We start from the raw sequence: 25,566 nt of genomic DNA, 5'->3' as shown, positions 1-25,566 counted from the left end.
ACAGCGCAGGTAATCTAAAAATTTGGAGGCGTCAGGTTTTTAAAGTGCCCGTTCAGCCGCACCCGCTCCTTCAGCTTTTCGGTTTCGAGCAGCAGGGGCATGATGTGCTGCAGGTGAAGCAGTATCAGCTCCTGCCGGTCTGCTTCGCTGTCCAGCTGCAGCAGCGCGTACTCCTGCTCCAGGTTTAGGCCCAACTGGTGCCCAATGTCGTAACTGGTGAAGTCCTCCGGTAGCTCCAGGTATAAATTTCCCAGCCCCAGGGTTTCATACAGCTGCTCGAGCAGTTCCCTTATTTTTACCTTGGTTACTATGTCTTCCTCGGTGCCGTTCTGCAGCATCTCCACCTCGCCACCGGCATACAGCCTACCCGGTGCCATTTTGTCAAAGTTACGGATCTTGAAGATATGAAGCCCCCTGGTGCGGATGTCCATTTCTCCGTTGTCATACTTTTTCTCGATGTTCAGAATCTCCACCTCCGTGCCGTACACGCCCACGCCGCCCTGGATGTAGGTAGGGATGCCGAAGGTCTTTTCATTCTCCACGCAATCGAGCACAAGCTGCTTGTAACGGGGTTCAAATATGTGCAGGTTGAGTTTTTCATTCGGGAAAACGACGATATTGAGCGGAAACATCGGCAGGTACTTCGTGTCGGACATAGGTAGTGATTTTATTCTTGATGGCTCGGAATTCGATGGGTATCTGATCTTAGCCTACGCGCCAGGCCCGGCTTACGTTGGCGGGAGTAGGAAAATATGGCAAACTCCTTACCTTTGCGGGCATTAAATTTTGCACCTGAATGGCTAAAAACAGACTGGGGCTTCGGCAGCTGAAGCTGCTTTTCGTGAAACTCATACTCAGCCTTTTCCTGATAAGCGTGGCGTGGGTGCTGGTGTACCGCTGGGTAGCGCCGCCGGCCACCTTGCACATGCTCAAGCGCCGCGGTGAGGCGGGAACTACCGGCAAAGACGACCCAAGTATAAAGTATAAATTCGTATCACTGGAGGAGATGTCGCCGCAGTTGCCGCTGGCCGTGGTCGCTTCCGAGGATCAGAAGTTTCTGGAACACAATGGGTTCGATTTTGATGCCATCTCGGATGCCTTTGAGCGAAACCAAAAGGGGGGAAAGGTACGCGGCGGCAGTACTATCAGCCAGCAGGTGGCCAAGAACGTTTTTCTCTGGCATGGGCGCAGCTACCTGCGTAAGGCTGTGGAGGCATATTTTACCGTATTAATCGAGGTGCTGTGGGGTAAGCAGCGCATCCTGGAAGTATACCTGAACATTGCCGAGATGGGAGATGGCGTTTTTGGGGTGGAGGCGGCCTCACAGGCATACTTTAAAAAGCCGGCCAGCGAGGTTGGTCGCTGGGAGGCGTCGTTGCTGGCAGCCGTACTGCCCAACCCGGTGAAGTACTCCGCCAGAAGGCCATCAGGTTACGTTTTGTCACGCCGTGTCTGGATTGCCCGTGCGATGGGCCGCCTAGGGGGCACCACCTATATCCTGGAAATTTTACCCGCAAAAGATGAAAAATAAGCTTTACACCCTGCTGGCCCTGGGCATGCTAAGTATAAGTGCCTGCCAGCCAAGCCAGCGTACAGAGGTTGCCACTACCCAGGATATCGATGCAGCAGCGGTGCGCCAAGTACTGGAGGAGCAGGCCGCCTGCTGGAGCGCCGGCGACCTGGAATGCTACATGCAAGGCTACTGGAAATCCGATTCGCTGCTGTTTATCGGCTCGCGGGGCCTAACTTACGGCTGGCAGCAAACCCTGGACAACTACAAACGCGGCTATCCCGATGTGTCGGCCATGGGCAAGCTCGCCTTCGACCTGAAGGAGTTTCGCCAATTATCGCCGGAGACGATGCTGGTGGTAGGAAAATGGCACCTGCAGCGTGATGCCGAGAAGGGTGATTTGGAGGGCCACTTCTCTGTTATCTTCCGGAAATTCCCCGAAGGCTGGAGAGTCATTGCCGATCATTCGAGCTGAGTCGTTGTAGTGCTATAGTGGCTGGACGCTGGGTTTATACTTGTGCCCGTGGCCTTAATTTTGCGCTGACAAGCATCGAATGTTCATCTCCTGAACGTAGGGTTTCTGCAATACCGGGTTCAACCACCCCTAGCCCTTCCTTGTCTAAGGCGGGGAGCCTGTCACTACGTTTGCTGAAGTATAAGTTTCATAACTAAGTCCTCACACGGACAGGTCGCGGCCTGTCCCTACCTGTATAAACCTAGCAGTCGATTATCACCCCCCGCCCCCTTCTAAGGGGAACTTTGACTGTTAAATTCTACAGAAACTGTCCCCTTGAGGGGACCATAGGGGTGTTTACTTTTAGCGAAAAATTTTACCACTGGCTTTACACCCCTGTAGTCCCCTCAAGGGGACAGTTTAAACTTGTTGCATAGCAAAGGCCGTGGCTATCGACCTTATCCCAGCCTTTGGGTTGAGCGCCTTGTGAGATCCGGTGCCCGTCAAGGGCATGCCGAGCACGAGCGAGGCAAGGAGGGAACACAGCGCGATGCCCTTATCGAGGGCCCCTACCCCCAAGACGAGGCCTCCCGGCCTTGAGGGCTCCGATGTCAGAGATGGAACAATAGGTTGGTGGGAACTAGAGGATGAACGGTGGCTAATAAGGGTAGCTTGGCTCCGGCTGCAGGAAGCAGTAACTCAAGGAAGTACAAAACGGCAAGTATAGAAGTATAGCCAAAGTATAAAAGTATGGCTTCCCAAGCCAGTTGGGTTGCAAACCCAACATCATAGGTAGGCACGAGTTACAAGCCCGCGCCAGCGGTGGGATTGCGATGAAAGTATAAGCCGGCAAGTATGGAAGCATAATTTACGCGGACTTGGAAGTCCGCAACAGGATTAGGTCCGGACAAGGATGTCCGGAACAGCGTGTGCAGGAATGAGGGGGGAGTGGCGCGGTCTCAAAGTATAAAAGCGCTTGCAATCAGCAGAACATAACCCCTGTTAATAAACAACCCGCACCACCTCCACGAGCTCCTCATTCCTTCCTAGTTTCAGGGTTGCTGTTTCGCCAGCCTTGGTACCTATGACCGCCTTGGCAATTGGGGCTACGAACGCTATTTTGCCTGCTGCCACATCGGCCTCGTCCACCCCTACGATGGTGAATGTACGCACCATTCCTGGCTTTGGACCTTTGATTGTTTTCAGCGTTACGGTTGCGCCAAACCTGACCTCCCCATCGGGCTGATTGGCCGGATCTATCACGCGGGCACTTGCCAGTCGCTCAGTCAGAGCACTGATTTGGGCATTCAGGATGGTTAGTTGCCGGGTGCGGTTTGCCTCGTCTTCGCGGTTGCCTTCAGCTTTTGTGCGGGCTGCCTCTAGTTCAGTTAGCTCTGTCCGTAGCAGCTCTAGCCCGGTTGGGGTCACATAATTGGTTACGCCGGGAGGCAGCGCAGCGCGTGGTGGCACAATAGGCGGTTCTCCGGCGTCGTCTTCCTTTACAAATGCTCTGCTCATAGTTTGTCTGTTGCTTGGCCTGCTAGTTTATACTTTGCTTCAGCTTACCCTTTCTGCAGAAGGTGGCTCAGGTCGGCTGTGCGGAACCAGCGGTAGCCATAAGCCTCCAGGGTGATGCAGTGCCTGCCCTTTTCATCGGCATGGCTCTCTACGTTTCTCATCAGGTCTATCAGGCGGTGTTCTTTGTGCTCCTTCTGGTCCAGTATTGCCTCATGCGCCTTTTCATCAAAGTTATGGAAAATAAGTAAAGAGCTATCCTGCCAGCTGTAGTGCATGCCCAGTATATACTTGTTTCCTGTTTCCAGGAGCTTCCAATCGCCCCAACCTATTTCTGTGCATTCGTGGCGCAGCCGGATCATGGTCGTCATCCAATTCAGCAGGGAGTCGGGGGTGCGGCGCTGCGTCTCTACATTGACATGATGGTAAGCGTATGGGCCTTCCTCAATGACAGGATGCACCAGTTTGTCAGCCTCCGAAAAACCTGCCTGCTTGTCGCCCGACCATTGCATGGGGGTGCGCACGGCGTCGCGTTCCTTCAACTCCAGGTTGTCTCCCATCCCAATCTCATCGCCGTATCGGATAACGGGCGTGCCCGGCAGGGAGAACATCAGACTGTAGGCTAACTCAGTCTGCTGCCGGTTGCCGAGCATAGGGGAGAGGCGCCGGCGAATGCCCCGGTGGTAGAGCTGCATGTGCTCCTCCGGCCCAAACCTGTCAAACACTCTCTGGCGCTGCTCCTCGGTAAGGCGGCCCAAATCCAGCTCGTCGTGGTTGCGCAGAAAGTGCGCCCATTGCGAGGTGGGGAAGGTGATGCGGGTAGCCTCCAATGCCTCTTTCAGCGGCTCAATATCGGCGGTGGCCAGGGCATAGAACATGTACTGGTTCACGTAGAAATTAAACATGAGGTGAATGCCGCTGCCCTCATAGCCGAAGTATTCCTTGCTCTCTTTGGGCAACACATTGGCCTCACCCAGCAGCACGGCATCGCCCTTGCGCCACTGCAGAAAACGACGCAAATCACGCAGGTAGTCAAAGTTATACTTTGGATTCTGCTTGCCACCCTGGTGCGACTCGAGCATAAACGGCACGGCATCCACCCGGAATCCGGCTACACCCAACTCCAGCCAGAAGCCTATGATCCGATTTATCTCGGCGCGTACCTCCGGGTTATCCATGTTCAGGTCCGGCTGAAATTTATAGAAGCGGTGGTGGTAGTAGGCCTTTGCTTTATTGTCATAAGTCCAGGTGGATTTCTGCACGCCCGGAAATACCATGCCCTCGTCCCAGTCTTCTGGTTTTTCCTCTGACCACACGTACCAGTCGCGGTGCTTGGCGTCTTTGCTGCTGCGTGCATCCTGAAACCAGGGGTGCTCGATGGAAGTATGGTTAGCCACTAAATCGATGATCACCTTCATGCCTCGCTTGTTGGCCTGGTGCATGAACTCCACAAAGTTGCCCGAGGAGCCGTGCCGCGGATCCACTCCGTAGTAATCCTTGATGTCATATCCGTTGTCCTGGTTGGGTGTGGGTTGAAACGGTGCCAGCCAGAGCGTGTCCACGCCTAGGGCATGCAGGTAATCCAGGCGGCGGGCCAACCCCTGAAAGTCGCCTACACCGTCGCCGTTGTAGTCCATAAATGTCTCCAGGTCCAGGCTATAGATGATGGCATTCTTATACCAGAGTTCTTGGGTCATGGTAGGGTGCATAGGCAAATAGTATGTGGTAAAGTATTTGGTGCCTTGTACGGCTGCAAGCATACTTTTAGTTAGGTTTATACTTTCCGGAAGTATAAAAAGCGCCCGGCCCCAGGTGTATTTTATGGGAGCCGGGCGCTAGTATGCAGGTAATTTATGCTTCTTATTCGGTATCGTTTTCCTCGTCCAGTTCTGCCTCTTTCTCTACTTCCTGCACCTCCTCGGTCAGTATAAATCCTTTTTCGGCAGCATGTGCGGCCGCAGCGGCAGTATCCTTCACCAGCACCAGCTCCACCTCGCCACTGGCCTTCAGTTCGTCGGCAATTTTGGTCACTGCCTGCGTGCGCTTGGCTATGTTCACATCGCGGATGTAGATGGCCATGATGCGGCCCGGGTGGTTCTTCACCACCTCTTGGTAGATAGGCGCGTCCTGCTGACCGCTGTCCCCGATAAGTATAAAATCCAGGTGCGGGTAAGTGATGAGGATGTTCTCGATCTCCTTATACTTGTGGCTCATGTGGTCGGAGTGGCCCAGCTTGGTTTCGTCAATCCCAAAGTCGCGGAGCAGGAGCGGACCCTGCGGTATCTCGTTCAGCTCCAGGAAGTGGTAGAGCAGATCATAGTTGTTCCAGGGGCTGCTGCTCACGTAGAAGAAAGGGTTGTTGCGCTTGCCGTTGCGGCCCAGCTGCAGTGTTTTGTAGAACTGTGATACCCCATGAAAAGGGATGCGGGAGTGGGCATTGTTAAGGAGCACGTTGCGGCCGGTTTGCAGCAGGCTGGTGGCACCGGTGCGCACAATCGTGTCATCTATGTCGGAGATGATGCCATACTCTGCATCCGGCGGCGGCACCAGCACATAAGCGGTCTCAGTGATGCCGGGCTCAAAGCTGTGCACCGGCGCATCAATAAGTTTAACGTCAATCGGATGCCAGATGTCCTCCAGTTGCAGCGGTATCTCGGGCTTGAGGTTCAGCACGAAGTAGCCCTCAACATCGGTGGTAATCTCGTGCAGCTGGTTTTGCAGGCACAGTTGTACCCGCGCGTTGGGTATCTCATCGCTCTCAAAGCGGCGGTACATGTTCAGCAGGTTCTCCCAGGTGGTGTCGGTTTCCTCCGATTGCCGGATTCCCTTGTTCACTAGCACGCGGCCCTTCACGTAAAGTCGCTCGGGCGTGCCGTAGCTGCGGTAGGTAACAATCTGCAGGGGCCGGTTCAGTTTGAGCTTGTTCTTTAGCTGAAAGGTGAGCAGGTCCAGCTTCTCCTCTCCCTTCAGTATCGTTTCTGTGATGCGTTTCTTTATCTTTTTCATAGTATAGCTCTGGTCGGGTTTATACTTTTTCTGCTATAACGTAGTTGCGGGTGATGGGGCTACATCAGCCCCCTTAAACACAAAAGCCCGCCCTAGGGGGCAGGCTTCTGGTAAGTTATAGATTTCCGACTTAAAGGCCTAGGGCGCTTTTCAACCCGGCCAAGTCGCTGTCGGGGGCGGAGGAAGTGCTGCAACCCCTATCCTGGGCAGTTTTCTGGATGTTCTGGATGCGGTTGTCCGGGCTGGGGTGGGTGCTCAGAAACTCCGGCGTGCCCCCTTGCTGCGACTCCTGCTCCATCTTTATAAAGAAGCCGGCCGCACCGTCGCAGGCGTAGTGCCGCGAGCCGCCAAGGTAAGCCACTGAGGTAACGTCGGCTTCGTTCTCGGCATCACGGCTGAATTTCAGACCTGCCAAAGAGCCGCTCAGCTGCGCCGCAATCTGCTTCAGCGTGCTGGCGTTGTTTCCCAGCGCCACCGACAGCAAAAGTGAAATACCGTACTGGCGCTGCAGCTGCTTCACGCTGTGGCGCTTGTCGGCGTGGGCAATCTCGTGGGCCAGCACACCGGCCAGGTGGTCTTCATCATTCAGGTATTTGATAAGCCCTGTGAAAACGTAGATCTGTCCGCCGGGGGCTGCAAAGGCATTGAGTGTTTCGTCATCCTTGATGATTTTCACCGTCCAGGGAAACTGCTCTTTATACTTTACCTCGCCTGAGGTGAGGATGCGGTTCACGATGCGGTCGAGGTGCTGGTAAGCTTTCTGCGTGTTGGAGTTGGAGCTGTTGCGCTCCAGCAGCTTGCCTTGCGCGCGGTAGGTAGAGTCTACCTCATGGGCTACCTGCTGCCCCAGGCTGATGTCATTCTCAATCGAAAAGATAACCCCATCATTGCTTTCACAGCTGCTGAGGGTGAGCATGCCTGCAAGCGCCAGGCATGTAAACGATGCGTAAAGTAACTTCTTCATGTATGCTTTTAAGTGTACTGTAACTACCTGGTGCAACGCCCTGCGCGGGCAACCAAGTATAAACGGTGGCAAATATATGGCCAAAAAGCTTGTGTAGGGCAGGTAAATTATACTTGGGCGATTTAGGTATTACATCAGGAGTATAGGATGGCACAAAAAAAGCCCCTGTTTTTAGCAGGGGCTCTCTTTAGTGTAGTATGTGGTTTATTTTACGGACGAGCTGGCAATCGGGTTGCCATCTGTGTCCAGTTCCACGATTTCGTAATTCAGGGCCTGTAGTTTCGGAAGCACCGATTTTTTGTCACCCACCACCACAATGTGCATGTTGTTCACGGGCAGGTGCTTGGTCGCCAGCGCGTCAATTTCCTGCTTGGTGATGCTGTTCAGGATGTCGGTCTGCTTCTTCACGTAGTCCTTATTCAGCTCATACTCCAAGATGCGGCCCAGGAAGCCGGCCTTCTGGAACGGCGTTTCATACTGGCGGGCATCGGCCTGGCCGATGGAGTTTTTCATGAATTGCAGTTCCTCAGCAGTGATGCCGTTTTTGTGGAAACCGGTTATCTCTTTCATGAATTCGGTTACGGACTCCGCTGTAGCATCGGCGCGCACGCCCGCAGAAGCTGTAAAAGGCCCTGCATACTTGCTGCCGCTGAAGCCGGAACGGGCACCATAAGTATAACCTTTGTCCTCGCGCAGGTTCAGGTTGATGCGGCTGTTGAAGGCTCCGCCCAGGTTGTAGTTCATCAGGCCCAACTTGTAGTAGTCGCCGGTGGCATCGAATGGCAGAGCCATGTACCCGATGCGGATCTCCGACTGTGCGGCGTCAGGCTTATCAACCAGGTAAATGCGCGTCTTCTCGATAGATGGCGCTTTCACGTCAGCAGGGATCTGTACGTTCTTCTTCTTCCATTTTTTGAGGAAGTTCAGCTTACCGGTCAGTTCTTTTTCCGTGATATCACCCACTACTACCAGCTGCGCTACAGTAGGAGAGTAGTAGTCGTTGTAGAACTTCTTCACATCCTCCAGCGTGATGTTGGAAACGGTTTCCACCGTGCCGGAAGTAGGAATGGCCATCACATTGCCCTCGCCATACAGGAGCTTGCCGTACACGTTGTTGGCAATGGCTGTTGGCTGAGTGGCCTGGTTGGCGATGCCTTCTAAACGCTGCTTTTTCAGACGCTCAAAATCATCTTGGGCAAACTTAGGCCTGAACAGGCGCTCCTCCAGCAGAACCAAGGTTTTATCCAGGTTCTTCTTCAGCGCCTGCACGGTTACGTACGTTTCGTTGCTGCCCGCGCTGATGCGGATAGAGCTACCCAGCTTATCGAGCTCGTTGCTGAACTCTTCGGAAGTATAGTTCTGGGTGTCCTCGTTCAGCATTTCCGCTGTCAGGGAAGCCAGGCCCGCTTTTGATGGATCGTTGGCGGCCAGGCGGTGGCCGCCTTTAAGGGAAAGCTGCAGCGTAACGGTCGGGATCTCGTTGGTATAAGTACCAATCATCTTCAGGCCATTCTTAAACTTGCCCGTGTAATAGTCCGGCACCGCCACCACTGGGTTCTCTCCGGAGCCCGGGCGCTTGCTGCGGTCGAAGGTATCTACGGCTTTGGTATACTTCAAGCCGCTATACTCGTCTGGCCCTGGCTTATAACCGTCTTGGGTTACGGTGTAGTTGTCGGCTTTGGCAATCAGCTCGGCCTTGCCTTTCGGTACGACGCTCAGAATAACAGACGGCTTGCCTTTGATGTACTGGTTGTACACGCGCTGCACATCCTCCTTGGTGATGGACTGGATGCGCTTGATCTCCTCCTGCAGGTAGTTGGGGTTGTTGCGGAAGGTTTCGTAGTATGCCAGCTGCGATACTTTGCCGCTCACGCTGGCCATGCGGTTCACCAGGTTCGACTCAGCCTGGGCCTTGAAGCGCTGCAGGTCTTCGTCGGTTACGCCTCTTTTCTCGAACTCTGCGATGGAAGCACGCAGCATCTGCTCGGTCTGCTCCAGCGACGTGTTCGGATAAGCCATTACGGTAAAGGTGAACTCACCGGCTAGCTCCGAGCTGGAATTGAATGCGGAAGCCTGAATGGCTTTCTGCTCTTTTACAAAGTTCTTATAGAGGATAGAGGACTTGCCCTGGCCCAGTATCTCGGCCAGTACGTCCAGCGCCGGCTCATCTTTATGGCCAGACTCGGGTGCCGGGAACGTCATGCGCAGCATCGGGAAACGGATGTTGTCCTCGTAGCTCACGTAGCGGTCTTTGTCCAGCTTGGCTACCTGTGGTTTCATGTCTTCCACGGCAGGCCCTGCCGGGATGGAGCCGAAGTACTTCTCCACCAGTTTCACTACCTCCTCCGGTTTCACGTCACCGCCCACGGTAAGGGTAGCGTTGTTAGGCCCGTACCAGCGCAGGAAGAAGTTCTTCAGGTCGTTCACGTTTACGCGGTTCAGGTCCTCGATATAGCCGATTACCGACCAGGAGTAGGGGTGGCCGTAAGGGTAGAGCGTCTTGCCCACCATTTCGCCGGATAGTCCATAAGGCTGGTTGTCTACGCGTTGACCGCGCTCGTTTTTCACCGTTTCGCGCTGCACCTCAAACTTCTCCTGTGTTACAGCATCCAGCAGGAAGCCCATGCGGTCCGCCTCCAGCCACAGGGCCGTCTCCAGTTGGTTGTTAGGCAGTGTCTGGAAATAATTGGTGCGGTCGCGGTTGGTGGTACCGTTCAGCGTACCTCCTGATTCGGAAACTATCTTGAAGTGCTCTTCGTCGGCCACGTTGTCGGAGCCCTGGAACATCATGTGCTCAAAAAAGTGCGCGAAGCCTGATTTGCCGATTTCCTCACGGGCAGAGCCCACGTGATAGGTCACATCCACATGCACTACCGGGTCAGAGTGGTCCTCATGGATAATCAGCGTCAGGCCGTTGGGGAGTTTATACTTCGAGTATGGGATTGCCAGCTCATCGCCCTTGCGGGTTACTTTCTCAACGAGCTTTGTTTGAGCCTCCGCTATGCCCACCACACTGGTGGTAAGTAGAATGCTCAGCACGGTCTTGTTCATCATGTGCTATAGTGTTTGGGTTTGATATAGTAAACAATATAGCGAACAACAGACGAATACTAAAAATAATATATACGAATGGCTATTTTGTCTCGCTCAACACCTGCTTGGAGAACATGATGGAAACGGTAAGAGTTAACAGCGAAATCACCAACATGGCCGTTGTTAAGAGAAAGGCCATTCCGGCTGTTTCGGTAGCGTCGGAACCTTGTGACTCCTGCACCATGCCCAGCAACCGGATAAAGTAGGTGGCGGCACGCCAGCCCAGCAGCAGTGTCAGCAGACCCGCTTCGGCGGTGCCCAGCATAAAGCCCCAGCGCTTGCCCCGGTTCAGGAAGTGGCCGGCAGTGAGTCCAATCAGGCCACCTGCCACACCAGTTATCAGTGCTGTGTTTGCCTGCTCACCGGCAAGGTCCACAGCCACCACGCCGCAGCCCATTAAGAAGAATCCGAAGAAGGCGTACAGGTACGATATGTTCTTGTGCATGGTGCGCTTCAGGTATAGGTGTCGGGTGTAAAGATACGGGAGATTGGGATAGTTTAAAAGTTATAGTGAGCTCGCTCGTTTATACTTTCGAATCGTTCTGCATATCCTTGTCCGTGTAAGGTATACTTTATTCTTTGACTATACTTTAAACTTCCTTGGCGCAAACGTTTGCTAGTGACTTTATACTTTGTTTTATGCTTTCCTAGCCGCTGCTTCCTGCAACTTGACACAAGCTATCCTTTCTAGCCACTGTTCATCCTCTAGTTCCCACAAACCTATCGTTTCATATCCTGCTTGGCTCCCTCCCAGGCCGGGAGGCCTCGCCTTCGGGCATCGCGCTGTCTACATTTCCTTTGCTCCTGACGTCGCAATGCCTCGCTGCCGCTCGTCACCGGAACCTCTCGAGGCGCTCAACCCAAAGGCTGGGATAGGTTCGATAGCTACGCTACGGCTGACGAAGCCTGAACCAAGTCCCCCTTTGAAGGGGGCAGGGGGATGTTAATCGGCTGCAAACAATTCCCCTCTTGGGAGGGGCTAGGGGTGGGTTTATACTTTTTAGGGACAGGTCGCGACCTTTCCGCGCAACAACTGAGGCTATAGCACTTATACTTCAGCCAAAGTAATTACAGAGTTCCCCGCCTTAGACAAGGAGGGGCAAGGGGTGGTTGGACCCGGAGCTGCAACCAAAAGATCGCAGTACCTCCAACTCCGCGAGCTCTTCTTATTAAATCCCTCACACAACTTTTGCATCAAACTAAAGTATGAATGCCTGGGGCGGGAAAGTATAGAGGCCTCTGACGATGACGAAGAAGGAAATCCACGAATTATATGCTGACCCGGGTAAATCTGCTGCCTGGGCCGGTTTGCGCTATACCTCTGATGAGAAGCCGGGCTTCACCCGCAAAAAGGCTGGAAAAGGTTTTTACTTCCTGGATGAAAAAGGCGAGAAAGTGACCGATGAGAAGGTGCTGGCAAGGCTGCAGGCACTCGTTATCCCTCCGGCATGGACCGAAGTATGGATCTGCAAACAACCGAAAGGGCACCTGCAGGCAACCGGACGTGACACCAAGGGCCGTAAGCAGTACATTTACCACCCGCAGTGGCAGCAGGCACGCAGCCTCACCAAGTTCGGGCGCATGATCGAGTTTGGGTATGCCTTGCCTAAACTGCGCCAGCGCCTGCAGGAAGATATCAACTCGCGGCACCTGGACCGGCGAAAGGTAACAGCCCTTGTGCTCACCATCATGGACAACGCGCTGATACGGGTTGGCAACCGCAGCTACGCCAAATCGAACAACTCCTACGGCCTCACCACCCTGCGCGATAAGCATGTGAAAGTAGAGGGCAGCAGCATCCGGTTTTCCTTTGTAGGGAAGAAGGGGGTGGCACAGGAGGTGGATCTGAAAGACCGGCGACTGGCGCGCCTGGTGAAAAAGTGCAGAGACATTCCGGGCTATGACCTTTTCCAGTATTACGACGAGAACGGCGAACGGCAGACGCTGGAGTCGGGAGACGTGAACGAGTACCTGCGTGAGGCAACGGAGCATGATTTCTCGGCCAAAGACTTCCGGACTTGGGGTGGCACCGTGCGTATGGTCGAGTGCCTGGAAGACGTACTGGACGAGCAGCCGGAGTTGGAGAAGGAGAAAGCTATCAAAGAGGCCATTAAGGAAGTGGCGAAAGGACTTGGCAATACCCCCACGGTTTGCAGCAAGTATTACATTCACCCGGAGGTGGTCAACCTGTTCCGCGAGGACCGGCTGATTAACTACCTCAAGCGCCATGACGCTACCAAACCTAAGTCGAAGTACCTTTCCGGAACTGAGGAGCTGGTACTGAAGATGCTGCAGCGCGTGGCGAAAGAAAAGGAGAAGAAAGCGGCAGCAGCGTGATTTTATACTTGATTTTATGGCGCGGTTTTGTCTCCAAAAGTATAAACCTAACCCACAAACTGAGCAAGGACGTTCTCTTCTGCTAAGAAACCTGGTAGGAAGTGAGGGCCTCTACCCCCGAAGGTGAAGCTTTTACTACTTGCTACCAAGATCCTTTCAGGATGACAAAAAGTGTAAAATGCACCTGTCAAACTGAGGTAAAAGATCAGCTAATTTATACTTTCCGGCTATTTCGGCATGTTGTCAAGCGACTGCCAGAGGTATTTGCTGGCGATGGTGCGGTAGGGGCGCCAGTTTTCGGCTATCTGCTGCATCTGTTGGCGCAGGGCCTTGCCCTTGCCGGAGGTATCGAGTCCATAATGTCGCTTCATGGCGTTTTGTATACCCAAATCATCCACAGGAAAAACATCGGGGCGCTCCAGGGCAAACATCAGCAGCATTTCCACGGTCCAGCGGCCGACGCCTTTTATCTGTGTCAGGTGCAGGATCAGTTCTTCATCTTCAATGGCGTTGATGGCGGCGTGCTCCAGGTTTCCTGCCGCTGCAAAAGTGGCCACATTGCGGATGTACCCAATCTTCTGAAACGAAAGCCCGGCACTGCGCAGCATCTCATCGGTTGCAGCCAGCACCAGCTCCGGGTGAGGGTATTCCCCCGGAAACAGCTCCTGAAAACGTTTGAAAATTACCGCCGCCACCTTCGTGCTCAGCTGCTGCGACACAATAGATCCAAGCAGCTTGAAGTATACATCCTCAGACCTGGAGGAGGGCAGGGGCCGCCCGTTACGGATGATCTCACAAATAATCGGATCAGCGGCAAAAGCAGCCAGAATTTCAGGAGAAGGATGGGAGAGGTTCATAGTTATGGTATTAGGATGAGTGACGATATGACAAAGGAGAAGCTGCCAAGAGGCAAAATACACAGGGGAGCGGTCCCCTTGAGGGGACCATAGGGGTGTTACTCATTTATGGTGATCGCACCACCAATGGTCCCTTTCAACAGACAGATATCGCTAGTGGTAGCAGACTACGCCTCTACCTTCTCCTGGTTCAGCGCCTGTAGCACCTGCAGCAGGTGCTGGTGCATCTCTTCGGTGATATCCAGGTGGGTTACAAAACGGATCATCTGCGGACCGAAGCTCGAGGCAAGTATGTTTTGCTTGGCCAGGGCCTGCACAAAGGCAGCATCCTGCATGCGTTCGTTTAGCTTAAAGATTACAATGTTTGTTTCCACAGGCATTACGCTCTCCACATAGCTGCTCTGCAGCAGCACCTGCTCCAGTTCTTTAGCCCTGCGGTGGTCTTCGTGTAGGCGCTCGATGTGGTTGTCCAGCGCGTAGATGCAGGCCGCAGCCAGATAGCCGGCCTGTCGCATGCCTCCGCCAAACACCTTGCGCACTCTTCTGGCTCTTTTGATAAACTCGCGGGAGCCGAGCAGGACGGAGCCTACCGGGGCACCAAGTCCCTTGGAGAGGCACACGGAAATGCTGTCAAAGTATAAGCCGTAGTCCTGAGCCGAGTCGCCGGAGGCGGCCAGGGCGTTGAATACACGGGCACCATCCAGGTGTAGGGCAAGGTTATGGCGCTTGCATACTTCGGATATGGCGGCAATCTCCTGTAAAGTATAAAACGAGCCGCCGCCTTTGTTGCAGCTGTTCTCCAGAGCCACCAGCCTTGTCTCGGGGAAGTGGATGTTGTCGAGTGGGCGGATATTGGCCTCTACCTGCTGCGGTGTCATTTTACCGCGCTCGCCATGCACCAGGGCTGTGGAGGCTCCTGAGTTGAAGGCAATGCCCCCGCCCTCGTACTGGTGGATGTGCGCTGTAATGTCGCAGATAACCTCTGTGAGCGGGGCGGTGTGCACTTTGATGGCAATCTGATTAGTCATGGTGCCGGACGGGCAGAAGAGGCCGGCCTCCATGCCAAACATGACGGCGGCTTTCTCTTCCAGGGCGTTCACTGTCGGGTCCTCGCCGTACACATCGTCGCCAACAGGGGCGGCAAACATGGCCTGCAACATGGCTGGGGTTGGCCTGGTTACGGTGTCGGAGCGGAGATCTATCTTCTGAGTCATGAATATGCTTTCTGAAAAAATTTTATTTTGTAAAAATAATAACTTACTTTTGCCCCTCAAATAAAAACATTGCAACGATGGGAGTTACTAGACTAAAAAGAAAAGATCGCAAGAATAAGGCAAGAGCTAACAACAAAGTAGCTAAGATCAAGCAACTGCTGCTGACGCCTGTTATCAAGAACGTAGACGTAGACGCGCTGAAAGAGCAATTCGGTGAGGCTCCAAAAAAGAGCACGCCTGCTGCTGAAGAAACCGCTGCCGAGTAGTCCCTTATTTTCGCGAAAGTAAGTCCATCTGCTGCCGCTGCTGTTTAGAGCGAATGGCGGCGGCTTACTAAACAAGACATCAAGTGTGTTTGCCTGCGCAGACACACTTTTTTTATGCCCGATTGCCTAGCTCTAGCACTTGCAGGTCCTGCACCTTGCCTTCGGAGATGTTGAAACGCACCATGGTCCGGATTTTATGAAAGCCATGCCTTCCCGCCGCGCCCGGGTTGATGTGTAGCAGGTTATTAAGGCTCTTGTCGGTCATGATCTTGAGGATGTGCGAGTGGCCGGTGATATAGAGCTGCGGCGGGTTGAGCTTTATACTTTGGCGCACATCGGGGTGGTACTTGCCGGGGTAGCCTCCGATATGCGTCATCATCACGTCCAGCCCCTCTGCCACAAACCGGTTCACCTTAGGGTGCACCTGCCGGAGGGCAGCATCGTCTATATTACCGTACACGCCCCGCAGCGGCGCCAGCTCCTGCAGCCTATCTGATACTTCCATACTTCCAAAATCACCGGCATGCCATATCTCGTCACGGTCTGATAGTAGGCGCATGATTTGATCGTCGAGATAGGAGTGGGTGTCGGAGAGAAGGCCGATTTTGAGCATGTTAGAAATTTTGAGAGTTGGTGAGTTAGAGAGTTAAAGAGTTCGTAGATTTTACCTTTTTTCGGTGTTGCAAGTTACTTGTTTTCTTGGGATTGGTGGCGAATGCTTGCTCGGGATATGAATATTGCTTTGCCGGGTCCACACCCCCAGTTTTCCCCTAAAAACAGGAGAGGGGAACATTTTAGTGCCGGATCCAACCACCCGTGGCCCCACAGGGCAACGCTTGCTATCTTCGAACTCCCATTCTCGGCAGTCTAAGGCGGGGAGCCTGTGACTGCATTGGCTGAAGTATAATTTTCATAGTATCAGCTCTCGCGGACAGGTCCCGACCTATACCTACAAAGTATGAACCCACCCTAGCCCCACCGAGGAGGGGAATTATACTTTCTGATTTCACTGTCATCTCGAACGAAGTGAGAGATCTATCCGGAATTCTCTTCAGATCTCTCCCGAAGGTCGAGATGACAAAAAGCAGCGGCTATCGAACCTACCCCAGCCTTTGGGTTGAGCGCCTTGTAATTTCCGGTCCCGCAGGGCAGCCCGAGGCACGAGGGCAGGAAATGTACACCGCGCGATGCCCGAAGGCGAGGCCTCCCGGCCTAGGAGGGAGCCAAGTAGGAGATGAAGCGAGACATTTGTGGGAACTAGAGGATGAACGGCAGCTAATAAGGATAGCTTGGTTCATTTGGAAGGAAGCAGTGGCTACTCGCGGCACAAGCAGTCGCTTGCGCCAGAGAAGTATAAAGTATAAACCGGCAAGTATAAAGTATAGTAACTCACCCCTCTCAACTTAATTCTGATTTTGAAATTTTTATGAGATGCTGAAAACATATGAGCCGGAAACAGGTTTTGCTGTGACCATACACTAAAACAACAGCTCTGAAGTTATAACACTGGAGTAACCACCCTTCACCCTGAACCACACCATGAGAAAGTTATTTTTAGCAGTTATCGGATTGGCAATTTTTACATCGTGCGAGCAAGCCCAGGGAAGGCTGACCGATGTTGCCAAGGATATTGCGAAAGAGGAATTTAAAAATCATATGGGATTCGACTTCGACTCTACCAAAGCACGTATTGACACGCTGAGTTTAGAAAACGAAATAAGGCGCGAAGCCAAAGACCGACTGATAGATGAGATAAATGCGATGTAACGCCTGTTGTAGTTGGCGCTTGTTACGTCCTGTACAGCGGCGATGAGTAGCCAGATCCGCTGAACCGCTTCTTTGACCGCCCAGTTTATTCTGAAGGGAGCTTTCTTCTGGTTAAATTTTATACTTCTATTTGCTGAGGCTGTAGGAATTCTATGTTTTGTCGTGTGCTCCAGACAGTATCAAGAATCTGAAGTACAACCATTATAATATGCTAGTAGAAATTTTAAGCAAATCGTATAAGTATAAACAGGGGAGAGTCGAGAAAAATTGACCTATAGTTTGGCACATTTATATACCCGCTACGTCTGCTACGCCTGAATAAAGCGACTTTCGGGTTAAAATATTGGACGTTTACGTAGTAAAAATGGATGTTGGTGTAAAATAAGAAGAATAGTTATAAAAAATATACATAAAATACATCAAGTATGAGCTGGTTGCGTAAATAGGTTTAAACAAATAACTATGCCAGCCACCGTACTCAGTGATCGCCAATACCACACCGCTCTCCAGGAGCAGCATTTTTCGCTGCGATACTATGCTGATGATAAACTGGTGTGTTCAGAGTGGCGCGGCGTGGTGCCCTGCGACACGCTCCGGCAATACAGCCTTTATGTTTGCCAGTTTATCTTAGACAATAACGTTGAACTTGTACTTGCCGATTACAGCCGTATGATTGTGCCTTGCCTGGAGGATCAGGTTTGGGTAGCCAATCGCACTGAAAAGCTGCTGCGTCATAGCAATGTTTCACGTATTGCTAGTGTGCTGGCCCCCGAGCTTTTTCAGCCTTTAGGCGGCCGCAGCTCCACCGACATCACCATCCAACTGCGCCTGCCCTTCGATCTCCGCGACTTCACACAAAAGAACGATGCCCTTAACTGGCTGCTGGCTGCCTGATCAGGCATAGCCATACATCCAAATTAAATAAGAGTACATTGCCGATGCCGAAGGGGACAGCTTTGGGAATGCGTGAGGTGCTGGTGCACCGGGCAAAGCCTCTCCAGCTCTTTGGGATTTTGGTGCAGCAACAGCCCGAGCATAAACTTAAACACTTCGTATTGCTCCTTTTTTCGACTAGCGCTAGCTAGCGTATCCCGGTAATTCAGCGTTTGCATCAGCCCACGCGTATCATTCTGCAGCAGGTGCACATATATGTTCCGGAACATCTTTTTAGCCTCTGCCGGGTGCATTTCCAGGCCCAGAACTTCCGCTACAGCTTTTTGTGTCATGCTTTTCAGGTTAGGTTTTTTGGATGTACATACAAGTTGTTGATAAACAGTTGTATGTAAAATGATATCCGTCATAAAACCACTCGATTTCCCGTGAGCATGCCGCATTCTTCAGCGAAAGCCATCTATTTGTGATATTCTAATCAAGGCGCATTGTTTCCGCACAGGGTAGTTGGCGGCTTCAGCAGGGCGTGTTATTTTTTTGCTGATTGCTGAATTGCAAAAACTAAAAATTGTATATTGCTATATTAAACTTATAAAAGAGCCTTCGTAACCAGGCTCTTAGCAGTGTGCACCCAATTATATCAATCACTTCAAAAAGCGACCTTTATGGGAATGATGAAAGAATTTAAGGAGTTTGCCATGCGCGGAAACGTGATGGACCTTGCCATTGGTATCATCATTGGCGGTGCCTTCACAGGTATTGTAAATTCTGTTGTAAACGATTTAGTTATGCCTGTAGTGGGCAAGGCCGTTGGCAACATGGATTTCTCTAACCTTTATGTGCCCCTTTCCGGCGAAGTACCTACCGGACTTGCCTTGGAAGAGGCCCGCAAACTAGGAGCCGTGTTTGCCTACGGTAATTTTATCACGGTGCTCCTCAATTTCCTCATCCTGGCCTTCGTCATCTTCCTGCTTGTAAAAGGCATTAACAGCTTGAAACGCCAGAAAGCAGCGGCTCCGGCTGTGCCGCCAGCCCCAACCAAAGAGGAGGTGCTGCTCACCGAGATCCGTGACTCGCTGCGCCATATTGCTTCGAAGTAAGCTAAGTATAGCCACTCAACAAGCGCCTGCTCACACAAAGAGCAGGCGCTTTTTTTGTTTTATGACAGTGGTAAAGGCGACATTCAAGACTACTGACTTGCTCGAAAAGCCATCCTTTACTTTGACTATACTTTCGTAGCCACTGCTTCCTGCAATTGGAGGCAAGCTATCCTTGCTAGCTGCGGTTCATCCTCTAGTTCCCACAAACCTAACGTTGCATCTATACTTGGCTCCCTCAAGGCCGGGCGGCCTCGCCTTCGGGCATCGCGCTGCTTTCGCTTCCTGCCCTCGTGCCTCGGGCTGCCTTTCAGGCACCGGAACCTCTCGAGGCGCTCAACCCAAAGGCTGGGATAAGGTCGATAGCTCCCGCCCATGCTGTCATCTCGACCTTTGGGAGAGATCTCTTTAGGATTCTACCCAGATCTCTCTCAGCTACGCTGGCTCTCTTCGGCTCTCGCCTCAAGAGTACTCGAGATGACAGGGAGAGTAGTAAGTACAAACTGTCCCTTTGAGGGGATTACAGGGTGTAATCGTTTGCAGAATTTATACTTTGTAGGGACAGGTCGTGACTTGTCCACCCTATACCAGCAACTATGAAATTTATACTTCAGCCACAGTAATAACAGGCTCCCCTCCTTGGCTAAGGAGGGGTAGGGGTGGTTGGACCTGGCGCGGCAAAATTTTATACAGTAATAATAGGATGGGAAGATTTTGATGGGAGTATCATCTGCGCTGTAAAGCCCAACCAAAAGCGCCTGCTCTTTGTCTGAGCAGGCGCTTTTGGTTGGAGTATAGTAACTTAAAACTTAGTTATCTCTGTTCTTATCACGATCTTTTTTGTTGTCGTGCTTGGCGTCATCAGCATCAACTGTTTTTTTCTTGGTAGTGGTATCGTACTCTACCACGGTTTCGGTTACTTCATACTCTGTAGGTACAGAGTCACGGTCTACCACTACTTTGTTATCTTCGTCAGCCTCCATGCTGGTTGTTCTATCGGTTCTATCGCAGGCTACCAGGCTCATAGATGCCATGGCTACTATACCTGCCAGCATTATCTTTTTCATAGTTAGTTTATTTAATAAAACATGTATAAGTACAAACCAGGCTGTTTGCCCGCTGTAACTTATACTTAGTTTTACGAGAGTAACAGTATAAAAGGTATACTTGTATAAATCAGCCTTGTAGGTAATATGCAAAACAGTATTGCACCATACTTCAGTAGCAGCGAGTGAGAGACGTACTGCACGACCAAATATCTGTTTCCAGCTACCAAGATGACTGAGTAGGGACAATGTGCTTTCTCTGATGCAGGGAGGGTAAGTTTTTCGTTGTAACTCAACCCTGTAAAGTGGTTCTACAGCAAATCCTTATACTTGTCTTACTTCAAGGTGCCCAGCAGCCTGCGTAGCAAAGTTATCTGACCCAGGTGATAAGCGTTGTGCTCGGCTACAAGCATGGCTTCGCGCAGCAGTGTTTGCCCTTGCCCATGCGCAAAAGGCTCGAACAGAGCATTGCAAGCGTCCTGCACCAGCTGTATCATCTCCTCCAAGTTGTGGGTGATGGCTTCTATACTTTGCTGAAGCTGCTCTTCACTTTCGGGAGCCTCCTTTGCTGGCCAGTAGTCGTCGGGCCAGGTGGGTTCCTGGTAGCTTGGGTTGCGGCTGAAGTCCAGGATATCATGCTGGGTAAAGCGCAGGTGCTCCAGTTGCTGCCAGATAGTATAGGGCAGCCCTTGTACTTTCTTTCCGGCCTCCTGCAGTGTGAGGCCATCCAGTAATTCGTTCATGGGGCGGTAGGCTTGCCCGCCGCGCAGGAGCTTTACCAGGTGCTGCCGTAATTGTTCGTTTTGTGTCATAGCCAGGGAAGTATAACCTATACATACTTCCTGCTCGGGCGGCTGGTTGTGAGGCTGTTGTAATAATTGAGCCGGATAAATGAACTGGTTGTTGAAAGTATAAACTTGCTGTGAAAGCCCTAGCGTGACGTGCAGTGGCGCAACTGGTGCAGTAGGAGCAGGGCCGCCGAAAAAAGCACCACGGCCACCACCTGATGCAGCACGCCCAGGCTTACCGGCACCGCCTTCACCAGCGTAACAATGCCCAGCGCCACCTGTAGCAGGCAAACCAGCAACAGTACCGATAACAGCGTTTGAGCATCCGGCAACAGCACCGTGTAGCGCGCGCGATACCAGAGCCAGCCTACAGCTAGCAGCACCAATATAGCAGTCCAGCGATGGGCAAACTGCATCGCCACACCGTTCTCCAGCACCTGCAGCAGGCTGCCCAGGTGGCCGTGCAGGTGTGCCGGAAAGATCTCGCCCTCCATAAGCGGATAGGTGTTATAGGAGAAACCGGCCTTGAGGCCAGCTACAAAAGCCCCTAGGATGATCTGCACCAGGATAAGCCCCAGCACCAGCAAGGCTGGGCGGTAGAGGCTGCTCCTGCGTGTGCCTTGTCTGCGGGTCGTGACAAGGTCGGCTACAGTCCAGAGGATAAGCCCTATAAGCGCTAGGGCCAGTGTAAGGTGGGCCGCCAGCCGGAAGTGGCTTACGTGCGGGTTATCTACGAGTCCGCTTTTTACCATCACCCAACCCATCAGTCCCTGCGCCATGCCCAGGGCAAGTATAATAAGCAGCCTGCGGAACAGCCAGCTTGTTAACTTTTTCGTGAGCAGGAAGTACAGGAAAGGCACAATAAACACCATACCTATCAGGCGGCCCAGCAGCCGGTGCAGGTACTCCCAGAAAAAGATTGCTTTAAACCCCTCCAGCGTCATGCCTTTGTTCAGCTTCTGGTACTCCGGAAACTGTTTATACTTCTCAAAAGCAACTTGCCAGGCTTCGTGCGAAAGGGGGGGCAGCGTGCCCCCTATCAGGTTCCACTCCACGATGGAGAGGCCGGACCCGGTGAGGCGCGTAATGCCACCGATAACCACCATGGCCAGTATCAAGATTGCCCCGCTCAGGAGCCAGTAAATTATCGCTTTGTTTGGGGTAGATGCCTGCATAACCCCGCAAAAGTCTGGATAAAATAATCACGAAGAACTGACATTCGTCATTTCTTTTAAACTTTCAGGTCTATAGTTGCGGGGAGTTCAGTTCAGGAGCCAGCTCAGCGCCTCCGTCCGGTGGCTGAACGTTTTGAGCTCATAAGGCACTATGCCCGAGTGGAAGATCTTCTCGATGTTTTTCTGGGCTATACTTTCACGCAGCGGGCTGAGCGGGTGAATGCGGGCCACCTTTTGCAGGCGTGTTTTGGAGAGCTCCCGGGCCAGGTTAAGGTTTAGCTCGCTATTCTCCTCATCTGTGATGTGAATGCTGGTAACGCTGGCGTCGAGTAGCAAGCGCTTTACGTCGTAGTTGCGGATAGTTTCCACCATAATAGAGAGGCTGTGGCGCACCTCCGTCAGCTGGTAGCTGTACAAATCGGGGTAATTTACCTGCAGGATATCTGTTGCAGGGCTATACTCAAGCTTTATCAGTCCGTTATGATGTAAGATCATGTGCGATAGGGCTTGTGTTCTTCTGTACCTTTTTCTGCGGGGTTAAATTAGTAAAATTAGCAATACAATATAAAGCGCCCCCTGTATGTTTTTATTATCTTAGGACCTCATGCCCTCATGCCCGTGCGGGCGATGTTAACCAAAGTATAAAATCGTATCATGAGACCATACATTCTTGCCGAAACAAACTGGAAGGCCCTGAAAGATCAGCATGTGGACCTGGCTGTTTTGCCATGGGGAGCCACCGAGGCCCATAATTACCACCTGCCTTACGCCACCGATGTGATAGAGGCCGAAGCCATTGCCGCTGCCTCCGCCAAAATAGCCTGGGAGAACGGCACTAAGGTGATGGTGCTGCCCGCTATTCCATTTGGCGTGAATACCGGACAGGCAGATATCAAGCTGGACATCAACCTGAATCCCAGCACCCAGCTGGCCATACTGGACGATATTGTGGCCGTGCTGAACCGTCAGGGCATTAAGAAGCTGCTGGTGCTCAACAGCCACGGCGGCAACGACTTCAAGCCGATGCTGCGCGAACTGGGCCTGCGCTACCCCGAGATGTTCCTGGTAAGCTGTTTCTGGATACAGGCCGCCGACCGCAAGAAGTTCTTCGACGTTCCCGGCGACCATGCCGATGAGATGGAAACGAGCCTGCTGCTGCACCTGCGCCCTGACCTGGTGCTGCCGCTGGAGGAAGCCGGAGAGGGCAAGGAACGTAAGTCGCGCATCAAAGGCATACGCGAGGGTTGGGCATGGTCTGAGCGAATCTGGTCTATGGTAACGGAAGACACGGGCGTAGGCAACCCCAAAGCAGCCACCGCCGAGAAAGGCAAAGCTTTTTTAGAAGCCGCCGCCCAAAACATTGCCGGACTGCTCGCCGAGATTGCCAACGTAGACATTAAAGATCGCTACACTGACGAAGTATAGATTAACCGTAGTGCGGGCGTGAACGCTACATTTCTGCTGCTCCGGATTTGCAATCCGGAGCTTTATTAGAAGCGGATTTGTAATCCGCCTTTATGCCGTTAGCTGTAGCTTCTGCCGCTGCGGATTACAAATCCGAAGGAGCATATGAGCTTTAAAAGTATAAATGTCGGTTTATACTTTCTGCAGCACAAAGTTTCGTTAGGATACGGCATAGTATAAAAGCGACTGAAACCGTATCTTCGTATATTATTAGGATGACACGTATGAAGAAAAGACTGCTTGCGCCCTTGCTGGGACTGTTGCTGCTGGGGGCCTGCGCCACCGACGACGAGCCAACCCCTGTCACAAGACCGAATGCGGGGCCGCAAGACTTGTGTTATCTAACGGAGCAAACGATCTCCAATGAAGCCGGCGACACGACCTCTACCATCCGCTATACTTACAACGAGCAGAATCAGGTTGTCCAAACAGATCACCTGAACGGGGAGGTGCTGACAGAGGTGCGGACTTATACGTATACGTCGGGCGGAAAGCTGGCGATGGAGCGCCTGCTCACACCGGAAGGGGAGGAGGTTTCCTACACAGACTACAGCTATAATCCGCAGGGGCGGCTCTCTAGATACGTGGTGTTGCAGCGGGTGCCCGGCTTGGATGTTATACATCGCCTCGCCTCTTTCAAGGCATCCTACGATAACCTTGGCCGCCTCACATCTGCTACGGATTACCTGTACCTGAACAATACTGAGCAGGACAATGGGGGCATTACACAGACCTACGTGCGGGATAGTACGGTTACAGTGACAGTAAGAGGAAGTAACCGCGCCACGCTTTACACGGCAAAAATTGTACAGAATGACAGCATCTTTACGCCACTCTCTGCGGTACCGGTGTACCTGCACCGCAGGCCAGGTATTAATTACCCCAGCTTGAACGCTATCACCGAATTTAATGCCGTAGCAAATGATACCGTAGCAAAAGATATAGCCTACAAAGCCACTTACGAGACCAATAAACGGGGTTTCCCGAAATCTGCCGTGATAACTTACGCCGGAGGCCGCGTGGAGAAGAGAACTTATACCTATAACTGCCCGGAATAAGAATTGGGTTTCATGCTGTTTCCTTCGGTGGTGGGTGGCACATAAAGTATTCTTATAGATAAAGCGAAGCACATAAAAAAGGCAGCCAACTTTGGCTGCCTTTATACTTTCTATGCTTAAAATGCGGGTTAGAGCAATTTAAATAACCTGTCCTTTAGTCCGGCAGAGGCCTCTACAAGAGGTAGTCTTACCTGCGAGGTGCAAACCCCAAAACGCTCCAGCACGGCCTTTACTCCAACCGGGTTGCTCTCCTCATACATCAGCGGGTTGATGTCCACAAAGTTAAGCAGCAGCTCGGAAGCATCTTTGTAGTTGCCGTCCAGGGCCAGGCGTACCATGTTGCTGAACTTGCCCGGGAAGGCGTTTGCCAGCACGGAAATGACGCCCACCGCACCAAAGCTCGTCATAGGAACGGTCAAAAGATCGTCGCCGCTTATAAGCAGGAAATCCTCCGGCTTGTGTTTGGCAATGTACATGCACTGCTCCAGATTGCCAGAAGCCTCCTTGATGGCCACTATATTTTCATGCGAGGCCAGCTTTACCGTCGTCTCACCTGCCATGTTGCTACCCGTGCGGCCCGGCACGTTGTAAAGTATAACCGGCACCGGTGCGGCATCGGCTACCTGCACAAAATGCTGGTAAATGCCCTGCTGCGATGGTTTGTTATAGTATGGGCTAACAGAAAGTATGGCTGTGATGCCTTCTAAATCGGTTTGCTTGATGGTAGAGATAACCTGCTGCGTGTTGTTGCCGCCAATACCGTATACCAGCGGTACCCGTCCGCTTACGTGCGCTTTAATCTTCTGCAGGATAGTAGCCCGCTCCTCAGCTGTCGTTGTTACCGACTCACCCGTGGTACCGTTGATCACCAGGTAATCCACGCCACCATCCAGCACGAAATCCAGCAGCTTGGGCAGGGCGTCGTAGTCTACTTCCTGTTCTTTTGTAAAAGGCGTAACCAGCGCCACACCTGTTCCTCTTAATTTATCCTGAATCATAGAATGCCTTTATAACGCGAAGATCTGATTATGTAGCCGTAACTGCAAGTATCGTGTCAGGTATCT

General features: G+C 52.3%; 25 protein-coding genes. 9 read left to right on the top strand and 16 right to left on the bottom strand.

Annotation, left to right across the window (positions count from 1 at the left end; all coding sequences use genetic code 11):
• Positions 1-14: 14 nt before the first annotated feature.
• Entirely contained in the window at positions 15-656 is a 642-nt protein-coding gene (locus BM040_RS02545) for an LON peptidase substrate-binding domain-containing protein (RefSeq protein WP_092098696.1), read from the bottom strand.
• A 140-nt stretch (positions 657-796) separates the two neighbouring features.
• Between BM040_RS02545 and mtgA the strand changes: the two genes are divergently transcribed.
• Both mtgA and BM040_RS02535 read left to right on the top strand, forming a co-directional pair.
• Complete coding sequence (mtgA, locus tag BM040_RS02540; protein WP_092098694.1) at positions 797-1,531, top strand: monofunctional biosynthetic peptidoglycan transglycosylase; 735 nt, start codon at positions 797-799, stop codon at positions 1,529-1,531.
• Entirely contained in the window at positions 1,521-1,985 is a 465-nt protein-coding gene (locus tag BM040_RS02535) for a YybH family protein (protein WP_092098692.1), read from the top strand. The genes mtgA and BM040_RS02535 overlap by 11 nt, the downstream gene beginning before the upstream one ends.
• A 981-nt stretch (positions 1,986-2,966) precedes the next feature.
• On the opposite strand, the gene BM040_RS02530 is transcribed toward BM040_RS02535, so the two are convergent.
• The 6 genes from BM040_RS02530 to BM040_RS02505 all read right to left on the bottom strand — a co-directional run bounded on the left by BM040_RS02530 (position 2,967) and on the right by BM040_RS02505 (position 10,987).
• The gene (locus tag BM040_RS02530) at positions 2,967-3,482 is read right to left on the bottom strand and encodes a GreA/GreB family elongation factor (RefSeq protein ID WP_092098690.1); all 516 of its coding nucleotides are present in this window, start codon (positions 3,480-3,482) and stop codon (positions 2,967-2,969) included.
• Between the two features lie 44 nt (positions 3,483-3,526).
• A complete protein-coding gene (locus tag BM040_RS02525; RefSeq protein ID WP_245756070.1) occupies positions 3,527-5,239 on the bottom strand; it encodes an alpha-amylase family protein in 1,713 nt (570 codons plus the stop codon).
• A gap of 100 nt (positions 5,240-5,339) precedes the next feature.
• Entirely contained in the window at positions 5,340-6,485 is a 1,146-nt protein-coding gene (locus BM040_RS02520; RefSeq protein WP_092098688.1) for an App1 family protein, read from the bottom strand.
• A 130-nt stretch (positions 6,486-6,615) separates the two neighbouring features.
• Entirely contained in the window at positions 6,616-7,449 is an 834-nt protein-coding gene (locus tag BM040_RS02515; protein WP_092098686.1) for a M48 family metalloprotease, read from the bottom strand.
• Positions 7,450-7,653: 204 nt separating this feature from the next.
• Complete coding sequence (locus BM040_RS02510; protein ID WP_092098684.1) at positions 7,654-10,503, bottom strand: M16 family metallopeptidase; 2,850 nt, start codon at positions 10,501-10,503, stop codon at positions 7,654-7,656.
• A gap of 79 nt (positions 10,504-10,582) precedes the next feature.
• On the bottom strand, positions 10,583-10,987 hold the full coding sequence (locus tag BM040_RS02505; protein ID WP_092098682.1) for a hypothetical protein: 405 nt from the start codon (positions 10,985-10,987) through the stop codon (positions 10,583-10,585).
• Positions 10,988-11,787: 800 nt separating this feature from the next.
• On the opposite strand from BM040_RS02505, the gene BM040_RS02500 reads away from it, so the two are divergent.
• Positions 11,788-12,879, top strand: coding sequence for a DNA topoisomerase IB (locus BM040_RS02500; RefSeq protein ID WP_092098680.1), 1,092 nt, complete (start codon positions 11,788-11,790; stop codon positions 12,877-12,879).
• A 227-nt stretch (positions 12,880-13,106) separates the two neighbouring features.
• On the opposite strand, the gene BM040_RS02495 is transcribed toward BM040_RS02500, so the two are convergent.
• Together BM040_RS02495 and BM040_RS02490 are read right to left on the bottom strand one after the other, a co-directional pair.
• Entirely contained in the window at positions 13,107-13,736 is a 630-nt protein-coding gene (locus BM040_RS02495) for a DNA-3-methyladenine glycosylase family protein (protein ID WP_175490950.1), read from the bottom strand.
• A gap of 167 nt (positions 13,737-13,903) precedes the next feature.
• Complete coding sequence (locus BM040_RS02490) at positions 13,904-14,950, bottom strand: threonine aldolase family protein (protein ID WP_092098678.1); 1,047 nt, start codon at positions 14,948-14,950, stop codon at positions 13,904-13,906.
• Between the two features lie 77 nt (positions 14,951-15,027).
• Here BM040_RS02490 and BM040_RS02485 point away from each other — a divergent pair, with 77 nt between their 5' ends.
• Positions 15,028-15,216 (top strand): hypothetical protein, encoded by a 189-nt coding sequence (locus tag BM040_RS02485; RefSeq protein WP_092098676.1) that lies wholly within the window; start codon positions 15,028-15,030, stop codon positions 15,214-15,216.
• 112 nt (positions 15,217-15,328) lie between these two features.
• Here BM040_RS02485 and BM040_RS02480 read toward each other — a convergent pair whose 3' ends face one another.
• Positions 15,329-15,829 (bottom strand): metallophosphoesterase family protein, encoded by a 501-nt coding sequence (locus tag BM040_RS02480; RefSeq protein ID WP_092098674.1) that lies wholly within the window; start codon positions 15,827-15,829, stop codon positions 15,329-15,331.
• A 926-nt stretch (positions 15,830-16,755) separates the two neighbouring features.
• On the opposite strand from BM040_RS02480, the gene BM040_RS02470 reads away from it, so the two are divergent.
• A complete protein-coding gene (locus tag BM040_RS02470) occupies positions 16,756-16,983 on the top strand; it encodes a hypothetical protein (RefSeq protein WP_139217743.1) in 228 nt (75 codons plus the stop codon).
• A gap of 462 nt (positions 16,984-17,445) precedes the next feature.
• Positions 17,446-17,877: a hypothetical protein gene (locus BM040_RS02465; protein ID WP_092098669.1), complete on the top strand. Its 432-nt coding sequence runs from the start codon at positions 17,446-17,448 to the stop codon at positions 17,875-17,877.
• Positions 17,878-17,900: 23 nt separating this feature from the next.
• On the opposite strand, the gene BM040_RS02460 is transcribed toward BM040_RS02465, so the two are convergent.
• Positions 17,901-18,284 (bottom strand): hypothetical protein, encoded by a 384-nt coding sequence (locus BM040_RS02460; protein ID WP_139217742.1) that lies wholly within the window; start codon positions 18,282-18,284, stop codon positions 17,901-17,903.
• 255 nt (positions 18,285-18,539) lie between these two features.
• Here BM040_RS02460 and mscL point away from each other — a divergent pair, with 255 nt between their 5' ends.
• Positions 18,540-18,974 (top strand): large conductance mechanosensitive channel protein MscL, encoded by a 435-nt coding sequence (mscL, locus tag BM040_RS02455; protein ID WP_092098665.1) that lies wholly within the window; start codon positions 18,540-18,542, stop codon positions 18,972-18,974.
• A gap of 806 nt (positions 18,975-19,780) precedes the next feature.
• Here the strand turns inward: mscL and BM040_RS02450 are convergent.
• From BM040_RS02450 to BM040_RS02435, 4 genes are all read right to left on the bottom strand, one after another.
• A complete protein-coding gene (locus BM040_RS02450) occupies positions 19,781-20,038 on the bottom strand; it encodes a hypothetical protein (RefSeq protein ID WP_092098663.1) in 258 nt (85 codons plus the stop codon).
• A 314-nt stretch (positions 20,039-20,352) separates the two neighbouring features.
• Positions 20,353-20,829 (bottom strand): DinB family protein, encoded by a 477-nt coding sequence (locus tag BM040_RS02445; RefSeq protein ID WP_092098661.1) that lies wholly within the window; start codon positions 20,827-20,829, stop codon positions 20,353-20,355.
• A gap of 119 nt (positions 20,830-20,948) precedes the next feature.
• Positions 20,949-21,980 (bottom strand): COX15/CtaA family protein, encoded by a 1,032-nt coding sequence (locus BM040_RS02440; RefSeq protein ID WP_092098659.1) that lies wholly within the window; start codon positions 21,978-21,980, stop codon positions 20,949-20,951.
• Positions 21,981-22,067: 87 nt separating this feature from the next.
• Positions 22,068-22,475 (bottom strand): hypothetical protein, encoded by a 408-nt coding sequence (locus tag BM040_RS02435; protein WP_092098657.1) that lies wholly within the window; start codon positions 22,473-22,475, stop codon positions 22,068-22,070.
• Between the two features lie 159 nt (positions 22,476-22,634).
• On the opposite strand from BM040_RS02435, the gene BM040_RS02430 reads away from it, so the two are divergent.
• Entirely contained in the window at positions 22,635-23,405 is a 771-nt protein-coding gene (locus BM040_RS02430; RefSeq protein WP_092098656.1) for a creatininase family protein, read from the top strand.
• Positions 23,406-23,668: 263 nt separating this feature from the next.
• The gene (locus BM040_RS02425; RefSeq protein ID WP_092098654.1) at positions 23,669-24,502 is read left to right on the top strand and encodes a hypothetical protein; all 834 of its coding nucleotides are present in this window, start codon (positions 23,669-23,671) and stop codon (positions 24,500-24,502) included.
• Between the two features lie 128 nt (positions 24,503-24,630).
• On the opposite strand, the gene dapA is transcribed toward BM040_RS02425, so the two are convergent.
• Positions 24,631-25,500 carry a 4-hydroxy-tetrahydrodipicolinate synthase gene (gene dapA / locus BM040_RS02420; protein WP_092098653.1) on the bottom strand — a complete coding sequence of 290 codons (870 nt, stop codon included), beginning with the start codon at positions 25,498-25,500 and terminating at the stop codon, positions 24,631-24,633.
• Between the last annotated feature and the right edge of the window lie 66 nt (positions 25,501-25,566).

The sequence above is a fragment of the Pontibacter chinhatensis genome (assembly GCF_900113285.1).
Classification (GTDB): domain Bacteria; phylum Bacteroidota; class Bacteroidia; order Cytophagales; family Hymenobacteraceae; genus Pontibacter; species Pontibacter chinhatensis.
Note: the sequence above shows the minus strand (reverse complement) of the source record. Positions and strands in the feature narration are given on the sequence as shown.

Coding starts and splice junctions, on each gene's coding strand:
- BM040_RS02545 (WP_092098696.1), bottom strand. CDS start 656: ATGTCCGACACGAAGTACCTGCCGATGTTTCCGCTCAATATCGTCGTT.
- mtgA (WP_092098694.1), top strand. CDS start 797: ATGGCTAAAAACAGACTGGGGCTTCGGCAGCTGAAGCTGCTTTTCGTG.
- BM040_RS02535 (WP_092098692.1), top strand. CDS start 1,521: ATGAAAAATAAGCTTTACACCCTGCTGGCCCTGGGCATGCTAAGTATA.
- BM040_RS02530 (WP_092098690.1), bottom strand. CDS start 3,482: ATGAGCAGAGCATTTGTAAAGGAAGACGACGCCGGAGAACCGCCTATT.
- BM040_RS02525 (WP_245756070.1), bottom strand. CDS start 5,239: ATGCTTGCAGCCGTACAAGGCACCAAATACTTTACCACATACTATTTG.
- BM040_RS02520 (WP_092098688.1), bottom strand. CDS start 6,485: ATGAAAAAGATAAAGAAACGCATCACAGAAACGATACTGAAGGGAGAG.
- BM040_RS02515 (WP_092098686.1), bottom strand. CDS start 7,449: ATGAAGAAGTTACTTTACGCATCGTTTACATGCCTGGCGCTTGCAGGC.
- BM040_RS02510 (WP_092098684.1), bottom strand. CDS start 10,503: ATGATGAACAAGACCGTGCTGAGCATTCTACTTACCACCAGTGTGGTG.
- BM040_RS02505 (WP_092098682.1), bottom strand. CDS start 10,987: ATGCACAAGAACATATCGTACCTGTACGCCTTCTTCGGATTCTTCTTA.
- BM040_RS02500 (WP_092098680.1), top strand. CDS start 11,788: ATGACGAAGAAGGAAATCCACGAATTATATGCTGACCCGGGTAAATCT.
- BM040_RS02495 (WP_175490950.1), bottom strand. CDS start 13,736: ATGAACCTCTCCCATCCTTCTCCTGAAATTCTGGCTGCTTTTGCCGCT.
- BM040_RS02490 (WP_092098678.1), bottom strand. CDS start 14,950: ATGACTCAGAAGATAGATCTCCGCTCCGACACCGTAACCAGGCCAACC.
- BM040_RS02485 (WP_092098676.1), top strand. CDS start 15,028: ATGGGAGTTACTAGACTAAAAAGAAAAGATCGCAAGAATAAGGCAAGA.
- BM040_RS02480 (WP_092098674.1), bottom strand. CDS start 15,829: ATGCTCAAAATCGGCCTTCTCTCCGACACCCACTCCTATCTCGACGAT.
- BM040_RS02470 (WP_139217743.1), top strand. CDS start 16,756: ATGAGAAAGTTATTTTTAGCAGTTATCGGATTGGCAATTTTTACATCG.
- BM040_RS02465 (WP_092098669.1), top strand. CDS start 17,446: ATGCCAGCCACCGTACTCAGTGATCGCCAATACCACACCGCTCTCCAG.
- BM040_RS02460 (WP_139217742.1), bottom strand. CDS start 18,284: ATGACGGATATCATTTTACATACAACTGTTTATCAACAACTTGTATGT.
- mscL (WP_092098665.1), top strand. CDS start 18,540: ATGGGAATGATGAAAGAATTTAAGGAGTTTGCCATGCGCGGAAACGTG.
- BM040_RS02450 (WP_092098663.1), bottom strand. CDS start 20,038: ATGAAAAAGATAATGCTGGCAGGTATAGTAGCCATGGCATCTATGAGC.
- BM040_RS02445 (WP_092098661.1), bottom strand. CDS start 20,829: ATGACACAAAACGAACAATTACGGCAGCACCTGGTAAAGCTCCTGCGC.
- BM040_RS02440 (WP_092098659.1), bottom strand. CDS start 21,980: ATGCAGGCATCTACCCCAAACAAAGCGATAATTTACTGGCTCCTGAGC.
- BM040_RS02435 (WP_092098657.1), bottom strand. CDS start 22,475: ATGATCTTACATCATAACGGACTGATAAAGCTTGAGTATAGCCCTGCA.
- BM040_RS02430 (WP_092098656.1), top strand. CDS start 22,635: ATGAGACCATACATTCTTGCCGAAACAAACTGGAAGGCCCTGAAAGAT.
- BM040_RS02425 (WP_092098654.1), top strand. CDS start 23,669: ATGAAGAAAAGACTGCTTGCGCCCTTGCTGGGACTGTTGCTGCTGGGG.
- dapA (WP_092098653.1), bottom strand. CDS start 25,500: ATGATTCAGGATAAATTAAGAGGAACAGGTGTGGCGCTGGTTACGCCT.